The organism is Pseudomonas sp. JV449 (assembly GCF_032424295.1).
Taxonomy (GTDB): domain Bacteria; phylum Pseudomonadota; class Gammaproteobacteria; order Pseudomonadales; family Pseudomonadaceae; genus Aquipseudomonas; species Aquipseudomonas marginalis.
The window spans coordinates 259,764-283,570 of sequence record NZ_VYKD01000014.1 but is presented as its reverse complement, the minus strand read 5'-3'; the positions used below and the strand labels follow the sequence as shown (position 1 = coordinate 283,570).

The 23,807-nt window shown below is 63.2% G+C and carries 21 protein-coding genes; 13 read left to right on the top strand and 8 right to left on the bottom strand.

Annotated elements, in window-relative coordinates:
* Positions 1-143 precede the first annotated feature (143 nt).
* Together F6S08_RS13855 and F6S08_RS13850 are read right to left on the bottom strand one after the other, a co-directional pair.
* Positions 144-941, bottom strand: a complete 798-nt coding sequence (locus F6S08_RS13855) for a nucleotidyltransferase domain-containing protein (RefSeq protein WP_315871741.1) — start codon at positions 939-941, stop codon at positions 144-146.
* Entirely contained in the window at positions 938-1,417 is a 480-nt protein-coding gene (locus F6S08_RS13850; RefSeq protein ID WP_027608492.1) for an AAA family ATPase, read from the bottom strand. The genes F6S08_RS13855 and F6S08_RS13850 overlap by 4 nt, the downstream gene beginning before the upstream one ends.
* A 157-nt stretch (positions 1,418-1,574) precedes the next feature.
* Between F6S08_RS13850 and F6S08_RS13845 the strand changes: the two genes are divergently transcribed.
* Together F6S08_RS13845 and F6S08_RS13840 are read left to right on the top strand one after the other, a co-directional pair.
* Positions 1,575-1,988: a DUF2231 domain-containing protein gene (locus tag F6S08_RS13845; RefSeq protein ID WP_065928058.1), complete on the top strand. Its 414-nt coding sequence runs from the start codon at positions 1,575-1,577 to the stop codon at positions 1,986-1,988.
* Complete coding sequence (locus F6S08_RS13840) at positions 1,985-3,277, top strand: PQQ-dependent sugar dehydrogenase (protein ID WP_065948261.1); 1,293 nt, start codon at positions 1,985-1,987, stop codon at positions 3,275-3,277. The genes F6S08_RS13845 and F6S08_RS13840 overlap by 4 nt, the downstream gene beginning before the upstream one ends.
* Positions 3,278-3,307: 30 nt before the next feature.
* Here the strand turns inward: F6S08_RS13840 and F6S08_RS13835 are convergent, their stop codons facing one another.
* A complete protein-coding gene (locus tag F6S08_RS13835; RefSeq protein ID WP_065928056.1) occupies positions 3,308-4,216 on the bottom strand; it encodes a LysR substrate-binding domain-containing protein in 909 nt (302 codons plus the stop codon).
* 93 nt (positions 4,217-4,309) lie between these two features.
* On the opposite strand from F6S08_RS13835, the gene F6S08_RS13830 reads away from it, so the two are divergent.
* A complete protein-coding gene (locus tag F6S08_RS13830; RefSeq protein WP_315871740.1) occupies positions 4,310-5,299 on the top strand; it encodes a DMT family transporter in 990 nt (329 codons plus the stop codon).
* 56 nt (positions 5,300-5,355) lie between these two features.
* The gene (locus F6S08_RS13825) at positions 5,356-6,276 is read left to right on the top strand and encodes a helix-turn-helix domain-containing GNAT family N-acetyltransferase (RefSeq protein ID WP_074846946.1); all 921 of its coding nucleotides are present in this window, start codon (positions 5,356-5,358) and stop codon (positions 6,274-6,276) included.
* A gap of 168 nt (positions 6,277-6,444) precedes the next feature.
* Here F6S08_RS13825 and F6S08_RS13820 read toward each other — a convergent pair whose 3' ends face one another.
* A complete protein-coding gene (locus F6S08_RS13820; RefSeq protein ID WP_065948259.1) occupies positions 6,445-7,848 on the bottom strand; it encodes an MFS transporter in 1,404 nt (467 codons plus the stop codon).
* A gap of 407 nt (positions 7,849-8,255) precedes the next feature.
* Here F6S08_RS13820 and proP point away from each other — a divergent pair, with 407 nt between their 5' ends.
* Both proP and F6S08_RS13810 read left to right on the top strand, forming a co-directional pair.
* Complete coding sequence (gene proP / locus F6S08_RS13815) at positions 8,256-9,758, top strand: glycine betaine/L-proline transporter ProP (protein WP_065928052.1); 1,503 nt, start codon at positions 8,256-8,258, stop codon at positions 9,756-9,758.
* 52 nt (positions 9,759-9,810) lie between these two features.
* Positions 9,811-10,317: a GAF domain-containing protein gene (locus F6S08_RS13810; RefSeq protein ID WP_065928051.1), complete on the top strand. Its 507-nt coding sequence runs from the start codon at positions 9,811-9,813 to the stop codon at positions 10,315-10,317.
* On the opposite strand, the gene F6S08_RS13805 is transcribed toward F6S08_RS13810, so the two are convergent.
* Positions 10,292-11,215 carry an AraC family transcriptional regulator gene (locus F6S08_RS13805; RefSeq protein ID WP_065928050.1) on the bottom strand — a complete coding sequence of 308 codons (924 nt, stop codon included), beginning with the start codon at positions 11,213-11,215 and terminating at the stop codon, positions 10,292-10,294. The genes F6S08_RS13810 and F6S08_RS13805 overlap by 26 nt on opposite strands.
* A 165-nt stretch (positions 11,216-11,380) precedes the next feature.
* Between F6S08_RS13805 and F6S08_RS13800 the strand changes: the two genes are divergently transcribed.
* From F6S08_RS13800 to F6S08_RS13790, 3 genes are all read left to right on the top strand, one after another.
* Entirely contained in the window at positions 11,381-12,403 is a 1,023-nt protein-coding gene (locus F6S08_RS13800; RefSeq protein ID WP_315871739.1) for an alpha/beta hydrolase, read from the top strand.
* Complete coding sequence (locus tag F6S08_RS13795; protein WP_315871738.1) at positions 12,400-13,569, top strand: MFS transporter; 1,170 nt, start codon at positions 12,400-12,402, stop codon at positions 13,567-13,569. The genes F6S08_RS13800 and F6S08_RS13795 overlap by 4 nt, the downstream gene beginning before the upstream one ends.
* Before the next feature lie 104 nt (positions 13,570-13,673).
* Positions 13,674-16,283 (top strand): EAL domain-containing protein, encoded by a 2,610-nt coding sequence (locus F6S08_RS13790; RefSeq protein WP_315871737.1) that lies wholly within the window; start codon positions 13,674-13,676, stop codon positions 16,281-16,283.
* On the opposite strand, the gene F6S08_RS13785 is transcribed toward F6S08_RS13790, so the two are convergent.
* Positions 16,240-17,061, bottom strand: a complete 822-nt coding sequence (locus F6S08_RS13785) for a helix-turn-helix transcriptional regulator (protein ID WP_315871736.1) — start codon at positions 17,059-17,061, stop codon at positions 16,240-16,242. The genes F6S08_RS13790 and F6S08_RS13785 overlap by 44 nt on opposite strands.
* A gap of 97 nt (positions 17,062-17,158) precedes the next feature.
* Between F6S08_RS13785 and F6S08_RS13780 the strand changes: the two genes are divergently transcribed.
* Both F6S08_RS13780 and F6S08_RS13775 read left to right on the top strand, forming a co-directional pair.
* Positions 17,159-18,370: an MFS transporter gene (locus F6S08_RS13780; protein WP_315871735.1), complete on the top strand. Its 1,212-nt coding sequence runs from the start codon at positions 17,159-17,161 to the stop codon at positions 18,368-18,370.
* A 110-nt stretch (positions 18,371-18,480) separates the two neighbouring features.
* Positions 18,481-19,644: a GGDEF domain-containing protein gene (locus F6S08_RS13775; protein ID WP_027608507.1), complete on the top strand. Its 1,164-nt coding sequence runs from the start codon at positions 18,481-18,483 to the stop codon at positions 19,642-19,644.
* Here F6S08_RS13775 and iolG read toward each other — a convergent pair.
* Both iolG and F6S08_RS13765 read right to left on the bottom strand, forming a co-directional pair.
* Positions 19,632-20,636 (bottom strand): inositol 2-dehydrogenase, encoded by a 1,005-nt coding sequence (iolG, locus tag F6S08_RS13770; protein WP_065928043.1) that lies wholly within the window; start codon positions 20,634-20,636, stop codon positions 19,632-19,634. The genes F6S08_RS13775 and iolG overlap by 13 nt on opposite strands.
* A gap of 35 nt (positions 20,637-20,671) precedes the next feature.
* Entirely contained in the window at positions 20,672-21,697 is a 1,026-nt protein-coding gene (locus F6S08_RS13765) for a LacI family DNA-binding transcriptional regulator (RefSeq protein ID WP_065928042.1), read from the bottom strand.
* Positions 21,698-21,819: 122 nt separating this feature from the next.
* Here F6S08_RS13765 and F6S08_RS13760 point away from each other — a divergent pair, with 122 nt between their 5' ends.
* Positions 21,820-22,662, top strand: coding sequence for an SDR family oxidoreductase (locus F6S08_RS13760; protein ID WP_065928041.1), 843 nt, complete (start codon positions 21,820-21,822; stop codon positions 22,660-22,662).
* A complete protein-coding gene (locus F6S08_RS13755; protein ID WP_065928040.1) occupies positions 22,662-23,795 on the top strand; it encodes a phytanoyl-CoA dioxygenase family protein in 1,134 nt (377 codons plus the stop codon). Before F6S08_RS13760 ends, F6S08_RS13755 begins: the two co-directional genes overlap by 1 nt.
* The last annotated feature ends 12 nt before the right edge of the window (positions 23,796-23,807 follow it).

The window sequence follows — 23,807 nt, the reverse complement described above, 5'->3', positions numbered from 1 at the left end:
TGCTACGAATGCCAACCCCATCAAGGCCTCCCCCCCCGTAGCAGCTGCCGAGCGCAAGCGAGGCTGCGTCAGGCGCGCTGCCGATTCAAGCTCGAGCCGCGACCGACGCAGCCTCGCCGGGGCTCGACAGCTGCTACGGGGTTTTACGCGGTGCTGGATAAGACGGTATCTACGATGGGTGAAGCCATCCAATCCAGAAAAGCTCGAAGCCGCGTGGTGAAGTTTTCCATCGTGGCGCCAGGGTTCCTGGCCTCAAAGAGAAAGAACGCAAGGTGAGTGACCCGCTGCGGATACCCCCGGACGAACATCGCCACATGCTCTTCGAGGGTGCGCGGCCATGTCGACGCATCTTCCGAAAGCAATACATGGGTGGACCTGATCAGCTTGCGTGAAGCCTCGCGCTGCAAGCTAAGGCGCTGCGTTTCGGTGTCGGCGCACGCGATGCGCGTGAGGTACGCGCTCAATACGGCGTGAAAATCACCATTTACCGCCAGCGCGATGTCACGGGATGGCCGAAACCGTTCGAAATGCACTGACAGATCATTGCCCCACAGGCAGCGGCACTGGTGTTTGAGCCAGAAGCCCCACCTGTTGCGGTTTTCCGCCGCCAGTACTTGCGCGCGGTGGCCGATATCGAAATCCACCTTGGTGACAAGGGAATGCCGCTGCTCCAGTGCACAGCGGACTGCCTCCAGCCGGGCCAATAGCTCCGCCGTTGCCGGCTCGCGCAGCACCAGGGTGAGGTCGAGGTCGGAAACACCGGGAATGGCGTCGCCCCTTGCGACACTGCCGTAGAGATAGAGGCCGTCCAGGCCCAGGTCGTCCCTCGAGAGCGACGCGCAGACGTCCGCCAGCAACGGTTGGTATTCACGCTGCACGGGGGTGTCGGGGACGGTGAGGATAAAACCGTCCGCGTCGATGCCCGCAGAAGGCGTACTCATGGGCGATGCACCTCGATCACCAGCCCTTCCGCCTCGCTCGGCACGCAGAAATGCCGGGTGATCAAGTCGAACTCGGCATCCGTCGCCGCGAAATCATGATCGCCCCGGGCATTGCGCGCATGCAGCCTTGCGCGGCAGGTGGCGTCGTCCAGCTCGAGGTAATGCAGGCGGTGCGGCACCTTGGCGGCCTGCGCCAACCCCAGCAGCCATTCGCGATTGGCCAGGGTATTGGCGGGAAAATCCAGCACAACGTTGACGCCGGATTCAAGCAGGTTGATCACCAACGGGCCCAACACCCCGCGAATACGCTGGGCACAGCGCAGGTAGTCGGCGATCGAGAGGATTTCACCGGGGTACAACTGGGCGAGCCAGGTGTCTTCGCTGAGCAGGATGGCGGCGTGTTCGGCCACCAGGGTCTTGGCCAGTGTTGACTTGCCCGAGGCGATCTTGCCGCACAGCAGGTGCAGGGTTGGCATGGGGACGGCTCCTTATGTGAAGCCCTGAGCATGCCAGCTTTCAGGCTGGTTCTTAATATTTCGACACGAATTATGCTGAACTATCTGATACGTAAGGCGTTCATTTTCTATGCGCAGCCCCGACCAGGGGCGTTGTACAACAAGGAGCCGCCTTACCATGACAACCCTTCCCGCCTACCGATACACGCCGGGGCCGCTGCATGCGACCTTGCTGGCCGGCACCGTGCCGCTGTTTCTGGGTGCCTTGCTCAGCGACATTGCCTACACCCAGACCTACCAGATTCAATGGGCCAACTTTGCGTCCTGGTTGATTGCCGGTGCTCTGGTGTTCTGTGGGCTCGCGTTCCTGTTTGCGCTGGTCAACCTGCTTCGCGCCGAGCGCAAGGCGGGGCAACCCACGCGGTATGTCCTGCTGCTGTTAGCCACCTGGGTATTAGGGCTGGTCAATGCCTTTCAACATGCCAAGGATGCCTACGCCTCAATGCCTGCCGGGCTGATCATGTCGGCCGTCGTCTTGCTGCTGACACTGGCGGCCACCTGGACCGGCCTGCGCTCGGGAGGTGCCAAATGAAAACGTCCCACACACTGAGCGTATTGAGCGCCGCGCTGTTGCTGAGCGCCTGCGGCGGCGAAGGCGACAAGACCCAGGCCCGTGGCCCCGACCCCACGTTGCCGGAGCAACAAAGCAGCCTGTTGCCGAGCATGAAGATCGCCGAGCCCACCCCCTGGGGCGATCAGAAACCCCAGGTACCCGAGGGCTACAGCATCACGGCCATCGCCACCGACCTGGCCATCCCGCGCCAGACCCTGGTGCTGCCCAACGGTGACATCCTGATCGCCGAAGGCCGTGGCGGCAGTGCGGCCAAGCTCAAGCCCAAGGATGTGATCGCCAGCGTGATCAAGGCCCAGGGCAACACCAAGGTAAAAGGCGGCAACCGCCTGACGCTGCTGCGCGATGCCGACGGTGACGGCACCTATGAGTTGAAGACGGTGTTCGCCGACAACCTCAACGCGCCCTATGGCCTGGCGTTTGCCGATGGCAAGCTCTACGTGGCCAACCAGGATGCGCTGGTGCGCTTCGACTACACCGATGGCCAGACCAAGGCCAGCGGCGCACCGGTGAAAGTCACCGACCTGCCGGCGCAGATCAACCATCACTGGACCAAGTCCCTGGCGGTGAGTGCCGATGGACGCCAGTTGTATGTGGGGATCGGCTCCAACAGCAACGTGACCGAACGTGGCATGGAAGTGGAAATCGACCGCGCCATGGTCTGGCAGATCGACGCCGCCACCGGCGCACACAAGCCCTATGCCACTGGCCTGCGCAACCCGACGGCGCTGACCATCCAACCCGACTCCGGGCAACTGTGGACGGTGGTCAACGAACGCGACGAACTCGGCCCCGACCTGGTGCCCGACTACCTGACGTCGGTGAAAGAAGGCGCGTTCTACGGCTGGCCCTACAGCTATTGGGGCCAGAACGTCGACCCGCGCGCGCAACCGCAGAACCCGGCCAAAGTCGCCGCCGCGATCAAGCCCGACTACAGCCTGGGCTCCCACGTGGCCGCACTCGGCGTGGACTTTTCCATCCCGGCCATGGGCGAGCAATTTGCCGACGGCGTATTCGTCGGCGAGCACGGCAGCTGGAACCGCGACAAGCCGGTGGGCTACAAGGTGATCTTCGTGCCGTTCAGTAATGGCAAGCCATCGGGTGAGCCGATTGATTTCGCCACCGGCTTTCGCGGTGACGACGGCAAGACCCGTGGGCGCCCGGTGGGGGTGACGGTGGACCCGAAAGGCGCGCTGATCATCGCCGACGACCTGGCCAATACCGTGTGGCGGGTGACGCGCAAGCCATAGCGGCATATGACAGGGGCGGCGGCGCCCCTGTCAGCCTTCATCCTGCAATTGCGCCTCCAGCCAGTCGAGCAACGCCACGACCTCGGCCCGGCTGCCCTCTCCCTGCTGCCGGTAAATCGATAGCGCCTGGGGCAAATGCACACTCTCGACACAGGGCCTTACCAGCGCCCCGCTGTCAATCAACCGGCTCGCCGTACGCCGCCAGCCCATGGCGATCCCATGCCCTTCCACCGCCGCCTGCAACATCAGCGGGTAGCTATCGAAGGTCGCACCGCGCACCTCCCCGCTCAAGGCCTGGCCGAACACCTGCAACCAGCTGTCCCACTCCATCAAGTGCGGAGGATGGGAGCTGTGGTGCAACAAGGTGCGCGACTGCAACCCGGCGAGCGACAGCGGTGGTTTGCTGTCCAGATAGCCGGGGCTGCACACCGGGAACACTTCGTCGGCGGCGGTGAACATCAGCGGATGGCTGCCACTCGCGCGCCCGGTACTTTGCAAGGCCACGTCGAAGTGACTGGTGAACTCCGTCAGGGGGCGGGTGGAGGTCACCACCTGGATTTCGATGTGCGGGTATTGCTGGTGGAACGTCGACAAGCGCGGCATCAGCCAATAAAACGCTTCGCACAACTGACACAGCAACACCACGCGATGACTGTGGGGTGACCCCCGCAGGCTGGTGGCACTCTCACTGATGCTGCGCAGCGCTTCGCCGACCACCCGGCCCAGTTCCCGCCCCTCTTGGGTGAGGAACACCGCCCGGTTGCGCCGACTGAACAGCTTCACCCCCAGGTTGTCTTCCAGCCCGCGAATCTGGCGGCTGATGGCAGCCTGGGTGATGTGCAGCTCATCGGCCGCCTTGGAGAAACTGCCCAGGCGTGCCGCCGCTTCAAACGGCAACAGGCTGGCCAGGGGCGGCAGGGTCTTGCCAAGTGTATTCATAATCTGAGGTTATACATCCACGGCCGAGAACTCGTTTGTAGCACACCCGCATGACTGGGCACCATGGATCCATTACCTCAATGGATGCCCCGGATGAACGCTGCACAGACCTCCATTGCCGTCGGCGTGCTGCTCGCGGTTGTTGCGACATTGGGCTGGGCGTTGAACTTCATCGCGCCTTACGTCACCGGCGACTACAGCCTCTATGACTTGATGGCTGTGCGATTTCTGATCGCCGGCACATTGGGTGTCATGGGGGTGATCCTATGCCGGGCACAGTTGCACTTGCTCGGGCCCGGCGAGGGATGCCTCGCCGCAGCACTCGGGGCGTTGGGGTGCCTGGGCTACGGCGCGTGCATCGCCGCCGGCGTGATGTTCGGCGGGCCGGTCATGACCCCGGCGTTTATCGGCACGGTGCCGGTGTTGTTGGCCCTGGTGGGTAACGCCAGCACGAGGACAGTCCCGTGGCGCCGCCTGGCAACCCCTTTGTCATGCCTGACGGTGGGCCTCTTGCTGTCGAACATCAGCAGCTTTCATCAACCTTCATTGGACACAAGCGCCTGGTGGGCAGGGCTGTTTTTTTCCCTGAGTGCAGTTGCTCTCTGGTTGTGGTTCAGCGTGATCAACCAAAGGCAACTGACACACCTTGCGGCGCAGGCAACCGGTCTCTGGACCGCACTCATGATGGTGGGCAGCGGTGTCGCCACCCTGTGCCTGCTACCGTTCATCCATGGGCTTGGCATGTTCAAGCTGCCGATGCTCGGCTTCGGCCTTTCCCAGGCTGGCCCGCTCTATGCCTGGAGCCTGGTGATCGCGGTGATGTCCACCATGGTCGGCGCCTGGGCCTGGAACGCCGCGACCCGACGCCTGCCGATGGTACTGAGCGGCCAATTGATCGCCCTCGAATCCCTCTTCGCCACCCTGCTCGGCCTGGGGTTTCACGGGCGCTGGCCCACACTCATGGAAGCCGTGGGACTGGTTGCGGTGCTGATCGGCGTGGCCATGGCGATTCGAATCATATTGACGAGCCCACAGGCGACGGCCAAGCCTGGGATGACCATGACCGGCGATCATAGCCGTTGACATGCTTGCCTGAAGCAACAATATAATTGACTAAGGCAACCATTCAAGTATCCGCCATGTCCACTCCCCTGCTTGTGGAACGCGCCGGCATCGTGCGCGGCTTCAATCGCTTCTACACCCACCAGATCGGCGTGCTGCAGGAACACCTGTTGCACAGCGACTATTCCCTGACTGAAATTCGGGTGATGTACGAGCTGTCCTCCCGTGGCGACCTCACCAGCGCCGACCTCTGCCAGATGCTCAGCCTCGACGCGGGTTACCTGAGCCGCCTGACCAGTGGTTTCGAGAAAAACGGCCTGATCCAGAAAGTCCGCTGCGCCACCGATGCGCGCGCGGTGCAATTGCACCTCACCGATCTCGGCCGCGCGGTCCTGGCGCCCCTGGAACAGCAGACCCAGGATGAAGTCATCGCCCTGCTCGAGAGTCTGCCCGAACCCCGGCAGCAGCAATTGACCGACGCCATGCAACGTATCCAGGCCCTGCTGCAAGACCGCCCGTCGAGCTACCTGCTGCGTGATCCACGGCCAGGGGATATGGGCCTGGTGGTGCAGCAGCAAGCGGCGCTGTATGCCCGCGAATACCACTGGAACTGGGAGTTTGAAGCGCTGGTGGCGGAGATCGTCGCCAAGTACCTGCGCGAGTTCGACCCGGCGCGGGAGCGCTGCTGGATCGCGGAGAAGGAGGGCGAGGTGGTCGGCTCGGTGTTCGTCGTGCGCCATGACGATACAACCGCCAAGCTGCGCATGCTCTACGTGGATGCGAGTGCGCGGGGCCTGGGCATCGGCCAGCGCCTGGTGGACGAATGCCTGCGCTTTGCCCGCGATGTCGGCTACACCCGCATGATGTTGTGGACCATGAGCGCCTTGACCGATGCGCGCAAGCTCTACCAGAAAGCCGGTTTCGAGTTGGTGGAAGAGGAGCCCACCTTGAGTTTCGGCAAGCAACTGGTCAGCCAGACCTGGGCGCGCGCGTTGTAGAAAAGGCGCTTGAAGGAATGGGTCTCGACACAACGTTATGGGTGATTCGACGGACCTGTGGCGAGCGGGCTTGTCCCGCGTGGGGCTGCTGCGCAGCCCAACGCGGGACAAGCCCGCTCGCCACAGAGGTACCAGTTTGCTGCGCGACAGCGCGGCGGCCACGAGGTATTACAGGTCAGTGATTTCCTTATGGCGCGGCACCAGGGTCTTCATCACGCTCCAGGCCACCAGGTACGCCAGCGCACAGATCGCGAACATGATCATGTAGCCGGTGTGGATGTCATTGATGGACTTGTAGTAGTCGAACACCCAGCCGCCGATCTTGGTCATCACCACACCGCCGATGCCGCCGGCCATGCCGCCGATGCCGACCACCGAGGCCACGGTTTTCTGCGGGAACATGTCGGACACGGTGGTGAAGATGTTGCACGACCACGCCTGGTGCGCCGAGGCGCCGACGCCGATCAGCAATACCGGGACCCAGAAGCTGATGTAGCCCAACGGTTGCGCCAGCAACACCACCAACGGGAACAGCGCGATCACCAGCATGGCTTTCATGCGGCCGTCGTAGGGGGCATCGCCACGGGCCATGAAGTAGCTGGGGAACCAGCCGCCGCCGATGCTGCCGACCATGGTCATGCTGTACAGCACGGCCAGCGGCATGACGATATCGGCGCCTTTCATGCCGTATTGCGCCGACAGGTAGGTGGGCAGCCAGAACAGGAAGAACCACCACACGCCATCGGTCATGAACTTGCCGAAGGCAAACGCCCACGTCTGGCGGTAGGTGAGCAACTTGAACCACGAGACTTTTTTCTGTACCGCGCCTGCAACCGGCGGGATAGAGGGCTGCTGCGCCTGGTCGCTGCGGATATAGGCCAGCTCTTCGGCCGACAGGCGTTTTTGCTGCTCCGGCTTCTCATACACCGCCGCCCATACCGCCACCCACACAAAGCCCAGCATGCCGATGACCATAAAGGCCGCTTCCCAGCCCCACATCCCGGCGATCAGCGGCACACAGATCGGCGCCAGGATCGCGCCGACGTTGGCGCCGGAGTTGAAGATCCCGGTGGCCAGCGAGCGTTCTTTCTTGGGGAAATATTCGGCGGTGGCCTTGATCGCAATCGGGAAGTTACCCGCCTCGCCGATAGCCAGCACCGCCCGGGACAGCATGAAGCCGGCGATGGACACCGGAATCACCGCCAGGCCGATCGCACCGCTGACCGCGGCGATGCCCTCGCCCATCGGCACCGAGAACGCATGCATGATGGCGCCGGTGGACCAGATCGCAATCGCGATCACGTAGGCGGCCTTGGTGCCGATCTTGTCGACGAACCGCCCGGCAAACAGCATGGAGATCGCATACACAAACTGGAACACCGCCGCGATATTGGCGTAATCGGTGTTGCTCCAGCCAAATTGCGTCGACAACTGCGGCGCGAGCAGGCTGAGCACCTGGCGGTCGAGGTAGTTGACGGTGGTCGCGAAAAACAACATCGCGCAGATGGTCCAGCGATAGTTGCCTACAGCTTGGCCAACGCGCTGGGCGTTGATGGGCTCGATCAAGTTCATGGCATCACTTTTTATTTTTGTTAGGTAGGACATATGTAACATCATATGTCGTCGTACAACTGTGGCTTTTATATCGGGCTACCTACCCGCTGTCAATCTGAAAGATTACGGCTTTTGCGGGCTATCTCGCGGGTGTAAAAAGTGCCAGGCGCAGCTAGGTTGTAGGACGACAAGCGCACATGACCACGGCGAGCGGGCTTCTTGTGGCAAGCCCGCTCACCACAGAATGCCGGATCGCCCCAGGGTAGGTGCTCACCCCGAAAACCCAGGCAATTGCACGCAAATTGCGCCCCAGGCAAAAAAACGCAAATAGCGGTGAATTATTTCATGTCCGCTTGTATCTGAACTGACAGAGCGGTGCCATCGCAACGATGGCACCTCCCCTGTTCTGTTTTAGAGTGGTCCGCATGAAATTACGTAAGAAAAGCGTCAAGCCCATCGGTTTGAAAGACATCACCATTGTTGACGACGCCAAGATGCGCAAGGCGATCACCGCCGCCGCACTGGGTAACGCCATGGAGTGGTTCGACTTTGGTGTCTACGGGTTCGTCGCCTATGTATTGGGCAAGGTGTTCTTCCCCGACGCCTCCCCTAGCGTACAAATGATCGCGGCACTGGCGACGTTCTCCGTGCCGTTCCTGATTCGTCCCCTGGGCGGCCTGTTCTTCGGCGCGCTGGGCGATAAATACGGACGCCAGAAAGTCCTCGCCGCGACCATTGTGATCATGTCGCTGAGCACCTTCGCCATCGGCCTGATCCCCGGGTACGCCTCCATCGGCATCTGGGCGCCGATCCTGCTGCTGCTGTGCAAAATGGCCCAGGGCTTCTCGGTGGGCGGTGAATACACCGGCGCCTCGATCTTCGTCGCCGAATATGCGCCGGACCGCAAGCGCGGCTTCCTCGGCAGTTGGCTGGACTTCGGCTCCATCGCCGGTTTCGTCCTCGGTGCCGGCGTCGTGGTGCTGATCTCCAGCGTGCTGGGCGAAGCCGACTTCGAGGCCTGGGGCTGGCGCCTGCCGTTCTTCCTGGCCCTGCCCCTGGGCATGATCGGCCTGTACCTGCGCCATGCGTTGGAAGAAACCCCGGCGTTCCAACAGCATGTCGACAAGCTCGAACAGGGTGACCGCGAAGGCCTGACCCATGGCCCGAAAGTGTCGTTCAAGGAGATCGCCACCAAGCACTGGCGCAGCCTGCTGACCTGCATCGGCATTGTCGCGGCCACCAACGTGACGTACTACATGCTGCTCACGTACATGCCGAGCTACCTGTCCCATAACCTGCACTACTCCGAAAACAGCGGTGTGCTGATCATCATCGCAATCATGGTCGGCATGCTGTTCGTGCAGCCGTTCATCGGTTTTGTCAGCGACAAGATCGGCCGCAAGCCCTTCATCATCGCCGGCAGCATCGGCCTGCTGTTCCTGGCCATTCCGGCCTTCATGCTGATCACCAGCGGCAAGACCGGCCTGATCTTCGCCGGCTTGCTGATCCTGGCCATCGTGCTTAACTTCTTCATCGGCGTCATGGCGTCCACGCTGCCGGCGATGTTCCCCACGCACCTGCGCTACAGCGCGTTGGCCAGTGCGTTCAACGTCTCGGTATTGATCGCCGGCGTCACGCCTACCGCGGTAGCCTGGCTGGTTGAAAGCACCAATGACCTGTACATGCCCGCCTACTACCTGATGGTGTTTGCGGTGGTCGGCCTGATCACCGGCCTGACCATGAAGGAAACCGCCAACAAACCCCTGCGCGGCGCAGCACCGGCTGCGTCGGACATGGAAGAAGCCAAGGAGTTGCTGCAGGAGCATCACGACAATATCGAGCAGAAAATCGAAGACATTGACGCCGAGATTGCCGAACTGGAAGCCAAGCGCCAGAACCTGGTGCAGCAGCATCCGCGTATCAACTAAGACCTGACCAAGCGTGGTGGCAAGGGCCGCCACGCCAGTGGAGTGTTCAACCATGCTTCCAAGCTGCACCGCCGCACACGCGTTACTCAGCGCCGACGAACGCGCTGCCATCGCCGAAATCGAAGCCACCACCAGCATTCTGCAATTGGTCACCCGCCTGACGGGCATGCGCTTTGCCGGCATCGCCAAGTTCACTGACCTGGAATGGATTGTCTGTTCAGCGCACGACCCCTTCGACATGGGCATTCATGCCGATGACGTGCTCGACCTGGAAACCACCCTGTGCAGCGAGTTCTGCATCAACCCACAGACCCTGTTCATCCCGCAGGTCAGCGCCAATGGCCGCTTTGCCGCACGCCCGGTGGTCAAGCAATACGCCATCGAGAGCTATGCCGGCGCGCCGATCTTCCTCCCGGATGGCCGGCTGTTCGGTGCACTGTGTGCGCTGGATTCCCGGGCGATGCTGTTTGACGACCCCAACCTGCCGGAAACCCTCAGCCTGTTTGCGCGGCTGATCGGCTGCATCTTCTACGCTAACTTGACGCCAGCGGATCGCTGACCGCCGCTTTGCCGCGCAGCACGGCCATATCGCGCTTGGGCGGCACACCAAACAGCCGGCTGTACTCGCGGCTGAACTGCGACGGGCTTTCATAGCCGACCTTGAACGCCGCGCTGGATACGTCCCGATGCTCGTTCAACATCAAACGCCGCGCTTCGTTGAGGCGCAGCCATTTCTGATACTGCAGCGGGCTCATGGCCGTCAGTTGGCGAAAGTGATGGTGAAACGTCGCCGCGCTCATCTGCACGCGCGCGGCCAGTTCGTCCACGCGCAGCGGCACGTCGTAATTGAGCTTGAGCCAATCGATCGCCCGCGCAATCCGATAACCCTGCCCGTCCACGGAGCAGATCTGGCGCAGTCGGCCGGCCTGGTCGCTCTGCAATAGCCGGAAGTGAATCTCGCGCTGGATCAAGGGCGCGAGCACCGGTATCGCTTCGGGCTCATCAAGCAATTCAACCAGGCGCGCAAAGGAGGCAAGCATGGCGCCGGTCACCACACCAATCCCCACGCCTTTCATCACCGCCCGCTCACGCGTTGGCGGCAACTCCCCCTGGGCGATCAGCTCGGCCAGGATGCGCAGGTCGAGCTTGAAGGTCAGGCCCAGGCACGGGCGGGTCGGGCTGGCGACCAGTACTTCGGAGTTGGCCGGTATATCCAGCGACGTGAGCAGAAATCGTGCCGTGTCATACGGGTAGCCCTCGCCGCCGACCCACAGCCGCTTCTCACCCTGGGCAACCAGCACGATGCTCGGCTCGACCATGCACACCACGGGTGTCGCGGGCTGCTCACGCCGATAAAAGCCCAGGCCGGGGATGGCCGTGGGGTAGTCGCCGGGTACGCAGACCCTTGAGCCGATCACGCGGACCAGCACGTCCAGGGGCGTTTGATTGATCTTCATAAAGGGCCCTTTGCTCTGATCGTTGGACTTTACCCCGACCGGCCCGCTGGCGTCCCCGGCAACCCGCCAGACTCAGAGGATCAGGCAAGTAATCCAGTGGAACGCACTACAGAACCCTCAGCCACGCCGGGAAAATGTGCCGACCCCCTTCTCAAGGATCCATCCATGAAAAGCCTCTTGCTCACCCTGAGTCTGCTGGTGATTTCGTTCTCTTCTCTGGGAGCCGACATGTCCAACGGTGCAAACAACTTCTACACAAGCGACAAGGTGACCGCCGAAAAAGTCACCTTCAACAATCAATACGGCATGCCGGTGGCGGGCAACCTGTTCGTGCCCAAACAGCTCGCCCCGGCCTCGAAAAATGCCGCGCTGATCGTCGGCCACCCGATGGGCGCCGTCAAGGAACAGAGCGCCAACCTCTACGCCACCAAAATGGCCGAACAGGGCTTTGTCACCTTGTCGCTGGACCTGTCGTTCTGGGGCGAAAGCGCAGGCACACCACGCAATGCGGTGCTGCCCGACCTCTACGCCGAAGACTTCAGCGCCGCCGTAGACTTCCTCGGTACCCGGCCGCTGGTCGATCGTGAGCGCATCGGCGTAATCGGCATCTGCGGCAGCGGCAGCTTTGCCATCGCGGCGGCAAAGATCGACCCACGCCTCAAGGCCATTGCCACGGTCAGCATGTACGACATGGGCGCCGCCAACCGCAACGGCCTCAAGCACGGCATGACAGCGGAACAACGCCGGCAGGTGCTGGTGCAGGCGGCCAACCAGCGTTACGTGGAATTCCAGGGCGGCGAGACCCTCTACACCAGCGGCACGCCGCTCAAGCGGAGCGGCAACCCGATTGGCGATGAGTTTTTCGATTTCTACCGCACACCGCGCGGTGAAGTCACACCGGCCGGCGCGTCGCCGCAGACCACCACCATGCCGACGCTGACCAGCAACGTGAAGTTCATGAACTTCTATCCGTTCAACGATATCGAGACCATTTCCCCTCGCCCGTTGCTGTTGATTGCCGGTGCCGATGCGCACTCCCGCGAGTTCAGCGAAGACGCCTACCACCGTGCCGCCGAGCCCAAGGAGCTGGTGATCATCCCCAACGCCGGCCATGTGGACCTCTACGACCGGGTCAACCTGATCCCCTTCGCCAAGCTCACCAGCTTCTTCAAAAGTCACTTGAAGTGATCTCGATAAACCCTCACACGCCCCGCTGGGGCGCAGTCTTCGCCCTGTCCCTGGCGGCCTTTGCCCTGGTGGCCTCGGAGTTCATGCCGGTGAGCCTGTTGACCCCGCTGGCCGCCGACCTGGGCATCAGCCAAGGCCAGGCCGGCCAGGGTATTTCGGTGTCAGGCCTGTTTGCCTTGCTCACCAGCCTGGTGATCGCCCGAGTGGCGGCGCGCATGGATCGCAAGCGCCTGCTGGTCGCGCTGACCTTGCTGATGATCGTGTCCGGCAGCGTGGTAGCGTTCGCGCCGAACTACCTGACCTTCATGCTGGGCCGCGCCCTCATCGGCGTTGCCATCGGCGGCTTCTGGTCGCTGTCGGCAGCCACCGCCATGCGCCTGGTGCCCGAGGGCCAGGTGCCGCGCGCCTTGGCTATCGTCAATGGCGGTAACGCACTGGCAACCGTGATCGCGGCACCGCTGGGCAGTTTCCTCGGTGGTTTGATCGGCTGGCGTGGCGCGTTTTTCTGCGTGGTGCCGGTGGCCGTGGTCGCGGTGCTGTGGCTGCTGCTGAGCCTGCCGTCGATCACGCCCCGCAGCCAGGCCGACAACGGCAACCTGTTGCGCTTGATCAAGCGCGCCCCGGTGGCCCTGGGCATGCTTGCCATCAGCGTGTTTTTCATGGGCCAGTTCATGCTGTTCACCTACCTGCGGCCGTTTCTGGAAGGTGTTACCCAGGTGGGTGTGTCGCTGCTGTCGTTGATGTTGCTGGTGCTCGGCCTGGCCGGATTGGCCGGCACACTGCTGATCGAGCGTGTCCTGAAGAACGGCCTGTACCCCACGCTGATCGCCATTCCCGTATTGATGGCGGTGATCGCCCTGGCATTGGTCGCATTCGGCAGCTCGACCGTTATCACCGGCGCGCTGCTCTGTGTGTGGGGCCTGGTAGCCACCGCCGCGCCGGTGGGCTGGTGGACCTGCCTGGCAAAAACCCTGCCTGAGGATGCCGAGGCAGGGGGCGGCTTGATGGTTGCCATCATCCAACTGGCAATCGCCGCCGGGGCAACGCTGGGCGGTGTGGTGTTTGACCTGTCGGGCTACCAGGCGACGTTTGCCTTGAGCGCAGCGCTACTGTGCATGGCGGCGATACTCGCCTGGGCCGCGAGTACGGCGACAGCGTTCCGGTGAAGCCCAACCCACGTGGGCGCACGGTGCTGAAGCGCTAATTATTTTGCCCAGACAGCCGATACGCAGGCATATCCCTTACTTGCAGCGACGTCCTGCGGGAAATAATGCCGAACTCTCTCGCCCCCATTGTGCGCAAGCTCTCCAATCGCACCAGCCTGTCGCTGGCACGTACATCGCTGTTCAATTTCGTGGCGTTGCTGGCCCTGGTCTTTGCCGCCGCCGCCTACTCCCTGGTTTACCTTGCGCACGAACTGGATCACTCCGAACAGCAGGAAAGCGCGTTTTATACGCGTAAAGCCGTGCAATCCCTGGAGAAGTCCCTGCGGGTGACCGTCAAGGACTACGCCTTCTGGAGCGATGCCTACAAGCACCTGCACATGACCGTGGACAGCGACTGGGCCTACGCGCGCGGCAACGTCGGCGCCACGCTGTATCAGGACTTCGGTTTCCAAGGCCTGTTCGTGGTCGATAACGACAATCGCACGGTCTACTCGGTGATCAAGGGCGCGCTGCAAAGCGTCGAGCTCTCGCAGTGGCTCGACCAGCCCCTGACCGAAATTATCGAGCAGGCGCGTGCCGGGGCTGAAAACGAAACACCGGTCACGGCGTTCATCAATGTACGCGGCAGCCCGGCACTGGTGGCCGCCGCCGCGATCACGCCCGGCACCGATCCCACGGTAGAGCCCGATGGCCGGCCGGCCTCGGTATTGATCTTCGTCGACGTTCTCAACAGCGCCAAGCTGAGTGCGATCGGCGATGACTTCGGCGTGGGCAAGCTGCATGTGGCCACGCCCGATGACATCGGCCAGACCCTGGTTTTCCCCCTTGGCGATAACGGCGCCGCTGGCAGCCTGCATTGGGAACCTGCGCGACCCGGCCTGCGCTTGATGAGCGTAGGCTTGCCGCTGCTGGGGTTGGCCGCGCTGCTGGTGTGCCTGATGACCTGGGTCATTCTGCGTCGCGCCACCGCCGCCGCCCTCGCCCTGGATGCCAGTCACACCTCCCTGCTGGACAGCCAGGCCGCCCTGGCCACCAGCGAGGCGCGCTTTCGCGACGTGGTGGAGGCCAGCTCGGACTGGGTCTGGGAAATCGATGTCGGCTGGCGTTTTACCTACCTGTCTGAGCGTTTCGAAAGCGTCACCGGCCTGACCCGGCAAGCCTGGCTCGGTGCGGCCATGAGCGACCTGCTGGACACCGAGGCCGACCTGCTGTCGCAGTGGCTGAGCACTCCGGGCCGGCGCGTGGACATCAGTGTGCAATGCCGCTATATCGATGCCCAGGGACAGGAGCGCACAACCCGGCTGTCGGCCCGGGAAATGCCCTGTGGCGGGTTTCGCGGGACGGCCACCGACGTCACCGAAGAAGTCGAAGCACGTCGGCGCATCGAGTACCTGTCTCAACACGACGCCCTGACCGGGCTGCCCAACCGCACGCGCCTGCAGGCATTCCTGGACGGCAAACTCAAGGCCCTGCCCAGCGCCGAGCAGCCGCTGGTGATGCTCAGCCTCGACCTGGACCGCTTCAAGCCGGTCAATGACCTGCTCGGCCACGCCGCCGGTGACCGGGTGCTCAATCAAGTGTCCGCCCGCCTGGCTGCTTGCGTGCGCCATGGTGACCTGGTGGCTCGCGTCGGCGGCGATGAGTTTGTGCTGATCCTCAGCGACGCCGGCAGCCAGGATGAAGTCGAAAGCCTGTGCCTGCGCTTGATCGAGTCCATCGAGCAGGCGATCAAAATCGACGAACAAGAGGTGTTTATCAGTGCCAGTATCGGCATTGCCCTGGCGCCCACCGATGCCCGCGATGCCACCGAACTGCTGCGCTACGCCGATATCGCGCTGTATGAGGCCAAGGCGGCCGGGCGCAATACCTGGCGCTTTTACTCCGGGGACATGAATACGCGGATCATCGAGCGGCGGCGCCTGGAGAGCGATCTGCGCTTTGCGATCAAGCACGCCGAACTGCGCCTGCACTTCCAGCCGCGCTATCGCATCGCCGATGGGCAGATGGTCGGGGCCGAAGCCCTGGTGCGCTGGCAGCACCCGGCACGCGGGCTGATCGCCCCGGACACCTTTATTCCGATTGCCGAAGAATCGGGGCTGATCCTGGCGCTGAGTGACTGGGTACTGGCAACTGCCTGTGCGTGCGCGGCGCAGTGGCCCGACACGCTGTTCGTCTCGGTGAACCTGTCACCCACCGAGTTCAAGCGCGGCAACCTGGTGGAGCGCGTGCGCCACGCCCTGGACGCCTCGGGTATCGACCCTGCGCGCCTTGAGGTGGAAATGACCGAAAGCGTCATGCTCGAGGACGCCGTCGGCGCACTTGAGGTGATGCGCACGCTCAAGCAACTGGGCATCCGCATTGCCATGGATGACTTCGGCACCGGCTATTCGTCCCTCAGCTACCTGCGGGCGTTCCCGTTCGATGGTCTGAAAATCGACCGCAGCTTCCTCACCCGACTGGAGGAAAGCGAGGATGACAAGGCGATTATCCAAGCCATTGTCGGCTTGGGCCGTGCCCTTGCCCTGACGGTCACGGCCGAAGGCATCGAAACCGCTGAGCACCTGGCCATGCTCAAAAGCGTGGCGTGTGAAGAAGGCCAGGGCTACTTCCTCAGCCGACCGCTGGATATCGACGCATTCAACGGCTTGCTGGACGACTACTGCGCCGACGTCAGCGGAAAAAATGACTCGGGGTCTTGCCAAACTGTTTCTTGAACATGCTGGTAAACGCACTCGGGCTTTCGTAGCCCAGCTCCAGGGCCACGTCGATAATCTTCTGCCCCACCGCGATACGCTCTAATGCCAGCAGCAGCCGCGCCTGCTGGCGCCATTGGCCGAAGGTCATGCCGGTGTCCTTGCGGAACAGGCGCTGGATGGTTTTCTGGTCGAGGGCCAGGCGCTCGCTCCAATCCGCCACGGTGGAGGCATCGCCCGGGTCCTCCTGCCACGCCAGGCAGATCTGCTGGATACGCGGGTCGGCGGGTTGCGGCAGCGACAGCGGCAAGGCCGGCAACAGCGCCAGCTCGTCGAGGATCAGGTGCATGATCCGCGCATCGCGGGAGTCTTCGGTATAGGGCGGTTTCAAGCTCACGGAGGCCTTGATCAGCTCGCTCAGCAGCGGCGAAATACTCACCGCCTTGGTCTCGGTCGGCAGGTTGGGGAAACTGTCAGGGCGCACGAACACGCTACGCATTTTCAGGGCGCCCACGCAGCGCAGGGAGTGCACGTGCCCGCAGGGCATCCAGAAGCCGCGGTTGGGCGGTACCGTCCACTGGTTGTGCGCCGAATGCACCACCATCACGCCTTCGGTGGCGTAGAGTAATTGATGCTTTTCGTGACTGTGGTCGGGGATCACCCAGTTTTCCGGATAATCGGTGGCCGAACTGATGACAGCCCAGTCGCCCTCATCGATTTCCTGCAAAAATTTATCCAGTGATTTGATCATTTCGCCCTTTTTACGATGGTTGCCTCCCGAATTACGCGAGACAGGCATTCCTGACGAATCTAGCATAAGCTCTGAAACAAATTGAAATGGGCAGCCTGCTCAAGTACTCGCTGCCCCTCTTCGCTGCCTTGTATGGAATGCCTGCATGTCGACCCTGACCGCATCACCTGCCGCCACCTCGAGTCCGCCCCAAGTAAGCCCGTTAGTCCTGCGTATCCTCGGCGCCTGTGCCCTGGCGCACCTGATCAATGACCTGATCCAGGCCGTATTACCGTCGATCTACCCGATGCTCAAGGCCAACTACGGCCTGACGTTTACCCAGGTCGGCCTGATCACCCTGACGTTCCAGCTGACCGCCTCGCTGCTGCAACCCTGGATCGGCTACCACACCGACCGGCATCCCAAGCCGTGGCTGCTGCCGGCGGGCATGGTCTGCACCCTGGTCGGCATCCTGATGCTGGCGTTTGTCGGCAGCTTCCCGGCGATCCTGCTGGCGGCAGCCCTGGTGGGCGTCGGCTCATCGACCTTCCACCCGGAAACCTCGCGCGTCGCACGCCTGGCCTCCGGCGGGCGCTATGGCCTGGCGCAATCGACCTTCCAGGTCGGCGGCAACACCGGCAGCGCGTTGGGGCCGTTGCTTGCGGCGGCGATCATCATTCCTTACGGCCAGGGCAACATCGCCTGGTTCGGGCTGTTTGCCGTGTTCGCGATCCTGGTGCTGTACGGCTTGAGCCGCTGGTACCGCAACCACCTCAACCTGTTCAAGCTCAAGCAAGGCGGCAAAGCCACCCACGGCTTGTCCAAAGGCCGCGTGACGTTTGCCCTGGTGGTGCTGGCGGTGCTGGTGTTCTCCAAATACTTCTACATGACCAGCCTGACCAGCTACTTCACGTTCTACCTGATTGAAAAATTCCACCTGTCGGTATCGAGTTCTCAGATGTACCTGTTCCTGTTCCTCGGTGCAGTGGCCGTGGGCACCTTCGCGGGCGGGCCGATCGGCGACCGGATCGGGCGCAAGAAAGTCATCTGGTTCTCGATCCTCGGTGCCGCGCCGTTCACCCTGGCCCTGCCCTACGTCGACCTGTTCTGGACCGCCGTGCTCAGCGTGGTGATCGGCTTCATCCTCGCCTCGGCGTTCTCGGCCATCGTGGTGTTTGCCCAGGAACTGGTGCCCGGCAATGTCGGCATGATCGCCGGGATCTTTTTCGGCCTGATGTTCGGCTTCAGCGGGATCGGCGCGGCCTTGCTCGGACTGCTCGCCGACAGCCACGGCATCGAGTACGTCTACACACTGTGCTCGTTCCTGCCACTGGTGGGCATCCTGACGATACTGCTGCCGTCGACCAAAGGCGTCTAGACCGCCGATCATCGGATGGCTGTATGCCATTATCCTTTGGGCTCTGAAAAACCTGCGTGTGCGCTTACAATCCCCAGCCTCAACGCACACCCAGGCAGACCCGGCACGAAATGACGCTCGACCCTCCTACGATTTTGGCACTCACCGTTGCCCTGGCCGCCGCTGCTGCCCTGTACCTGGCCATAGAATGGCGCAGCGTACGCGAACCTTCGCTGCTGTTCTGGAGCGCCGGTTTCGCCACCATCACCGTCGGCTCCACCTTGGCCCTGCTGCGCATCAATGGCTACCTGCTCATCGGCATCTGGTTTGCCAACGGCTTGCTGGTGGCCGCGCACTGCCTGTTCTTGCTCGGGGTCGCGCGCTTTACCCAGGTACGCCTGTCGCCGCGGTGGTGGCTGCTGCTGGCCGTGTGGCTGGGCATGCTGATGCTCCCGACCGACCTGCCGTGGTCCAAAGCCATGTTGGGCGTGCAGTCGCTGCTGGTCGCGCTGCCGACCCTGCGCGCCAGTTTCCTGCTGCGGCCCCACGGCCGATCATTGAGCATCGGCGCGGTGCAACTGCGTTATGTGCTGCTGGTCCACGGCATGTTCTACGTGGCCAAGGCGCTGTCGGTGGTGATCCCCGGCACCTTGATCGACCTCGCCGCGTTCAAGGGCGAGATCATCCAGGTGTCCCTGGTGGAAGGCGCCATGGCGATCATGCTGATTGCGCTGTCGATGACCGGCTCGGAACGCTACCGCCGCGAACAGCAGATCGCCCGCCTCGCCGCCCGCGACCCGCTCACCGCCCTCTACAACCGCCGCGCCCTCGACCTGCGCGCGCCGCGCCTGCTGGCCCAGGTGTCGGCGCAACAACCGGGCGCCCTGCTGCTGATCGATATCGACAACTTCAAGTCGGTCAACGACCTCCACGGCCATACCGCCGGCGACCGTGTGCTGATCGCCTTGAGCGAGATGATTCGCGCAGTCGTGCCCCGAGGCGCGCTGGCCGCACGTTTGGGCGGTGATGAGTTTGTGATCCTGCTTAACCCGGCCTCGACCGAGCAGATCGTCGAACTGGGCAGCAGCCTGCGCGAGCAGTTCCAGCAACTGGCCGCACAAACCTTTGCCACGCCCGCGCCGGTGACCCTGAGCATCGGCGCCACCCTGTTCGACCAGCCGCCGGCCAGCCTGGCGGCGCTGATCGAACAGGGAGATACCACGCTGTATGAATCCAAGCGTGGCGGACGGGACAGCATTCGGTTGGTGGATCGGACCGGGGCCTACAGGTCGTAACTGACCGCCACGCACCTCCCCGTCCTCACCGACTCCAACGCACAATCGGCCAGATGCAGCGCATACAACCCGTCGCGCACACTGGTGGGCAGTGCCTGGCCGTTGTTCAGCGCATCGATAAACCGGGTCAGCTCATTGCGATAGGCATCGGCGTAACGCTCCAGGAAGAAATGCTGCAACGGTTCCAGCGCTTCGGTGTGGTCGGCGCTCCAGTGGCGCAGGGTGCTGGGGCGATGGTTGTCGGTGAGCAGCACGCCAAGGGCGCCGGAGACTTCCACGCGCTGGTCGTAACCGTATACCGCCTGGCGGCAGCAGTTGATATGGCATTGCTTGCCGGAGGCGGTACGCAGCAGGACCATCACGCTGTCGTAGTCGTCGATCTGTTCCAGGCTCGGGTCCACCAGGCGGCTGGCGATGGCGCTGACTTCCACCGGTTCTTCGCCGAGCAGGTGGCGGGCGGTGTCGAAGTCGTGGATGGTCATGTCGCGCAGGATGCCACCGGAGTGTTCCAGGTAGTCCCGCGGGGCCAGGCCTGGGTCGCGGCTGGTGATGATCACTTGGCGCACTGCGCCGATCTGGCCGGCATCCAGGGCCTGGCGCAGGCGCAGCATGTCGGGGTCGAAACGGCGATTGAAGCCGAGCATCACCTTGCCGCCCTGGCGCTCCACGGCCTGGGCGGCGCTGCGGGCCTTGGCGATGTCGAGGTCGATGGGCTTCTCGCAGAGTACCGCCTTGCCCTCGGCGACCGCCGCCAACAGCAGGTCGATATGGGTGTCGGTGGGGGTGCCGATGACCACGGCGTCGATGTCTTTGCGCGTGAGGACGGCGGCGCAATCGTAGGCCGCCTCGCAGCCCAGTTGGCGGCTGAGGGCATCGACGCCTTCGCGCCAGGGATCGGCCACCAGCACCAGCGTGGCATTCGGGTGGGCGGCGACATTGGCGGCGTGGATCCTGGCGATGCGCCCGGCACCTAGAACAGCGATACGTAGCATGGTTGAACTCCTGATCTTGTTGTTTGGGGGAGTGCTCAGTCCGGCAGGTTGAACGGGGTGACGATCTGCACCTGTGACGGCGCAATCGGACCGGCCTTCCACAACCGGTGGTAGTGCAGGATGTGCAGGAACACGTGGCGGGCATCGATCTGCAGGTTGTGGTCGATGATCGCGGCGATTTTTTCGTCCAGCAGCAGTTGGCGGTTTTCTTCGTCGAGGTCGTGGCCGATAAACACCTCCAGCGGGCGACCCAGGGCGGCGAAGGCGTCGACAATCGCACGGTTGCCGCCGCCGACGCTGTACACCGCCTTGAGGCCGGGATGCTGTTGCAGCGCCTGGGTGACCCGCTCGAAGGTGCGCGGGTACACGCCATAGCCGCCGCTGACGTCCAGCACCCGCAGGTGGGGGGCTCGCCCGCGCAGCCAGGCGCGAAAGCCCATCTCGCGCTCCTCCTCGCCACGGAACAACTCGCTGCCGATCACCACCGCCACGTCCTGGGGCAACGCCGGCAGCCAGCGCGACATCAGGTAGGCGGCGGTCTGGCCGGCGGTGCGGTTGTCCATGCCGACGTAGCCGATGCGTTCGCTTTGCGGCAGGTCCGTCACCAGGGTCACCACCGGGATGCCCGCCGCGATCAGGTGCTTGACGGCCTGGTTCACCGCCGGCTCGTCGGCGGCCTTGAGCACCACGCCCTGGCTGCCGGTGTCGAGGCAGCGCAGCAACTGATCGTGCATGGCCTGGGGCTCGATTTCTTCGAACAAGTGAAAACGCGGGGCGATGCGAAACGGCGCCAGGCTGGCCAGTTGCGCGGTGATCGCCGCCTGCACCGCGGCGCTGAAACGCTGAGGGGTGTGCATGATCACGTCGACATGGAAGGTGCGCCCTACCGCCAGGCCGTTTTTCTCCTGGGATTCCAGTTCATCCAGCGCCTGCTCGATACGTCGGCGAGTCTGGCCGTGCACGCTGCCGCGCTGGTGCAGCACGCGGTCGACCGTGGCCTTGCTCACGCCCGCCTGGGTCGCGAGTTGCTTGATGGAGAAGTGTTTGGCGCGTTCGAGCATGGGTTTCGCCTGAGGTGTTTATGAGGTCTTTTTTAGGTATTACTGAGGTTTTGCAATGCTAGTCTCAGTTTTGTCCGGCGTCGAGCCGGGCAATCAAAACAACAACAATCCAGGAGAACCCCATGCCTCAAGCCGACCTCGCCAGTACGTTCAACGGCCAATATTTTGTCGTCACCGGCAGCACCCAGGGCCTGGGCGCCGCCGTGGCCCACACCCTGGCGCGACGCGGCGCCGCCGGGCTGATCATTTGCGGGCGGCGCCGCGCCCAGGGCGAAGAACAGGTGCGGCAGTTGGCGCAGCTGGATTGCCAGGCGTTTTTTGTCGAGGCCGACCTTGAACAGGTCGAGGATTGCCGCGCGATCATCGAGGCCGCGCGCACCCACTTCGGCACCCTGCATGGCCTGGTGAACTGCGCCGGGATGTCGGACCGCGGCACCATTGTCGACACCTCGCCGCAGCTGTTCGATCGGCTGATGGCGGTGAATGTGCGGGCGCCGTTTTTCCTGATGCAGGACGCGTTGAAATTGATGATCAGCCAGGGCGTGGAAGGCGCCGTGGTAAACATCCAGAGCATCACCGGGCATGGTGGTCAATCGTTCCTTTGCGCGTATGCGGCGTCCAAAGGTGCGCTGGCGATCCTGACCAGGAACGTGGCGTTCAGTGCGCTGCGCAACCGGATCCGCGTCAACGGCCTGAACATCGGCTGGATGGACACGCCCCATGAGGATCAGATCCAGCGCCAGTACCACGGCGCCCAGGACGGTTGGCTGGCTGAGGCGGAACGCGCGCAGCCGTTCGGCCGCCTGCTCAAGCCCGAAGAGGTGGCGCAAAGCGTGGCGTTCCTGCTGTCGCGCGAGTCGGGGATGATGACCGGCGCGGTGATCGACCTGGAGCAAGGCGTGGTCGGCTGCACCGACAGCGGCAGCCCGCAGCCCTTCAATGCCCTGAGCCTGGGAGGTGAGTAATGTCGGCATTTGTGACACTGCAGGATGTACGCATTGAGGATTTCAAGCGGATTTGCGCGCAACAGGCGCGTGCCGAGGACTATCCCCTGGCTGCGGAAGTGCTCGGCAACGTGCCGGTCTATCAGGCCTGCACCTTGCGCAACAGCGACCGCCACACGGTGATGAATGAGCTGCACCGTTTGTTTCGCGATGGACCGGGCGTGATGGTGGTGCGCCGCGCCTATGAGGACCTGGAAGTGGTGGATCGCCACAGCCAGGTGTTCGAGGCGATCTTTGCCCAGGAGGCCGCCCAAGGCGTGGCCGCCGACCATTTTGCCAAGGCCGGCAGTAACGGGCGTATCTGGAATTCATTGCAGAAGGCCGCGCTACAGTCGCCGCAATCCTTTGTGGAGTATTACGCCAACCCGCTGCTGGGGCTGATCGCCGAGGCATGGCTGGGCCCGAGCTATCAGGTAACGGCGCAAGTGAACGTGGTGCACCCCGGCGGCCAGGCGCAACAGCCGCACCGCGACTATCACCTGGGCTTCCAGACCACTGAGGTGGTGGAGCGCTTTCCCCTGCCCTTGCATGTGCTGTCCCAGTACCTGACGTTGCAGGGCGCAGTGGCCCACTCGGCGATGCCGCTGGAAAGCGGCCCCACCCAGTTGCTGCCGTTTTCCCAGCAATACGCCCTGGGTTACCTGGCCTGGCGGCGCCCCGAATTTATCGAGCACTTCCAGCAGCACGCCGTGCAACTGGCGCTGGACAAGGGCGACCTGCTGTTTTTCAACCCGGCGCTGTTCCACGCCGCCGGCACCAACCGCACGGCCGGCCACCAGCGCATGGCCAACCTGCTGCAAATCTCCTCGGCCTTCGGCAAGCCCATGGAAGCCCTCGACCGCGACCGCATGATGCTGGCGGTGTACCCGGTCCTGCTGGCCAACACGGCCCTGGATGCCCAGGCGATTGCAGCGGTGGTGGCCTGCACCGCCGACGGCTATGCCTTCCCCACCAACCTCGACACCGACCCACCCTTGCAGGGCCTGGCCCCGCAAACCGGGCAGCAACTCATGCTGCAGGCCCTCGACGAACGCTGGGCGTATGAGGACTTCGCCGCGGCCGTGGCGCAACTGCGGGCCAAGCGCCAGGCGTGATGTTTTAACAAC

What these genes read in the sequence shown, in the direction of transcription:
- F6S08_RS13855 (WP_315871741.1), bottom strand. Translation starts at nt 941, where the DNA reads ATGAGTACGCCTTCTGCGGGCATCGACGCGGACGGTTTTATCCTCACC.
- F6S08_RS13850 (WP_027608492.1), bottom strand. Translation starts at nt 1,417, where the DNA reads ATGCCAACCCTGCACCTGCTGTGCGGCAAGATCGCCTCGGGCAAGTCA.
- F6S08_RS13845 (WP_065928058.1), top strand. Translation starts at nt 1,575, where the DNA reads ATGACAACCCTTCCCGCCTACCGATACACGCCGGGGCCGCTGCATGCG.
- F6S08_RS13840 (WP_065948261.1), top strand. Translation starts at nt 1,985, where the DNA reads ATGAAAACGTCCCACACACTGAGCGTATTGAGCGCCGCGCTGTTGCTG.
- F6S08_RS13835 (WP_065928056.1), bottom strand. Translation starts at nt 4,216, where the DNA reads ATGAATACACTTGGCAAGACCCTGCCGCCCCTGGCCAGCCTGTTGCCG.
- F6S08_RS13830 (WP_315871740.1), top strand. Translation starts at nt 4,310, where the DNA reads ATGAACGCTGCACAGACCTCCATTGCCGTCGGCGTGCTGCTCGCGGTT.
- F6S08_RS13825 (WP_074846946.1), top strand. Translation starts at nt 5,356, where the DNA reads ATGTCCACTCCCCTGCTTGTGGAACGCGCCGGCATCGTGCGCGGCTTC.
- F6S08_RS13820 (WP_065948259.1), bottom strand. Translation starts at nt 7,848, where the DNA reads ATGAACTTGATCGAGCCCATCAACGCCCAGCGCGTTGGCCAAGCTGTA.
- proP (WP_065928052.1), top strand. Translation starts at nt 8,256, where the DNA reads ATGAAATTACGTAAGAAAAGCGTCAAGCCCATCGGTTTGAAAGACATC.
- F6S08_RS13810 (WP_065928051.1), top strand. Translation starts at nt 9,811, where the DNA reads ATGCTTCCAAGCTGCACCGCCGCACACGCGTTACTCAGCGCCGACGAA.
- F6S08_RS13805 (WP_065928050.1), bottom strand. Translation starts at nt 11,215, where the DNA reads ATGAAGATCAATCAAACGCCCCTGGACGTGCTGGTCCGCGTGATCGGC.
- F6S08_RS13800 (WP_315871739.1), top strand. Translation starts at nt 11,381, where the DNA reads ATGAAAAGCCTCTTGCTCACCCTGAGTCTGCTGGTGATTTCGTTCTCT.
- F6S08_RS13790 (WP_315871737.1), top strand. Translation starts at nt 13,674, where the DNA reads ATGCCGAACTCTCTCGCCCCCATTGTGCGCAAGCTCTCCAATCGCACC.
- F6S08_RS13785 (WP_315871736.1), bottom strand. Translation starts at nt 17,061, where the DNA reads ATGCCTGTCTCGCGTAATTCGGGAGGCAACCATCGTAAAAAGGGCGAA.
- F6S08_RS13780 (WP_315871735.1), top strand. Translation starts at nt 17,159, where the DNA reads ATGTCGACCCTGACCGCATCACCTGCCGCCACCTCGAGTCCGCCCCAA.
- F6S08_RS13775 (WP_027608507.1), top strand. Translation starts at nt 18,481, where the DNA reads ATGACGCTCGACCCTCCTACGATTTTGGCACTCACCGTTGCCCTGGCC.
- iolG (WP_065928043.1), bottom strand. Translation starts at nt 20,636, where the DNA reads ATGCTACGTATCGCTGTTCTAGGTGCCGGGCGCATCGCCAGGATCCAC.
- F6S08_RS13765 (WP_065928042.1), bottom strand. Translation starts at nt 21,697, where the DNA reads ATGCTCGAACGCGCCAAACACTTCTCCATCAAGCAACTCGCGACCCAG.
- F6S08_RS13760 (WP_065928041.1), top strand. Translation starts at nt 21,820, where the DNA reads ATGCCTCAAGCCGACCTCGCCAGTACGTTCAACGGCCAATATTTTGTC.
- F6S08_RS13755 (WP_065928040.1), top strand. Translation starts at nt 22,662, where the DNA reads ATGTCGGCATTTGTGACACTGCAGGATGTACGCATTGAGGATTTCAAG.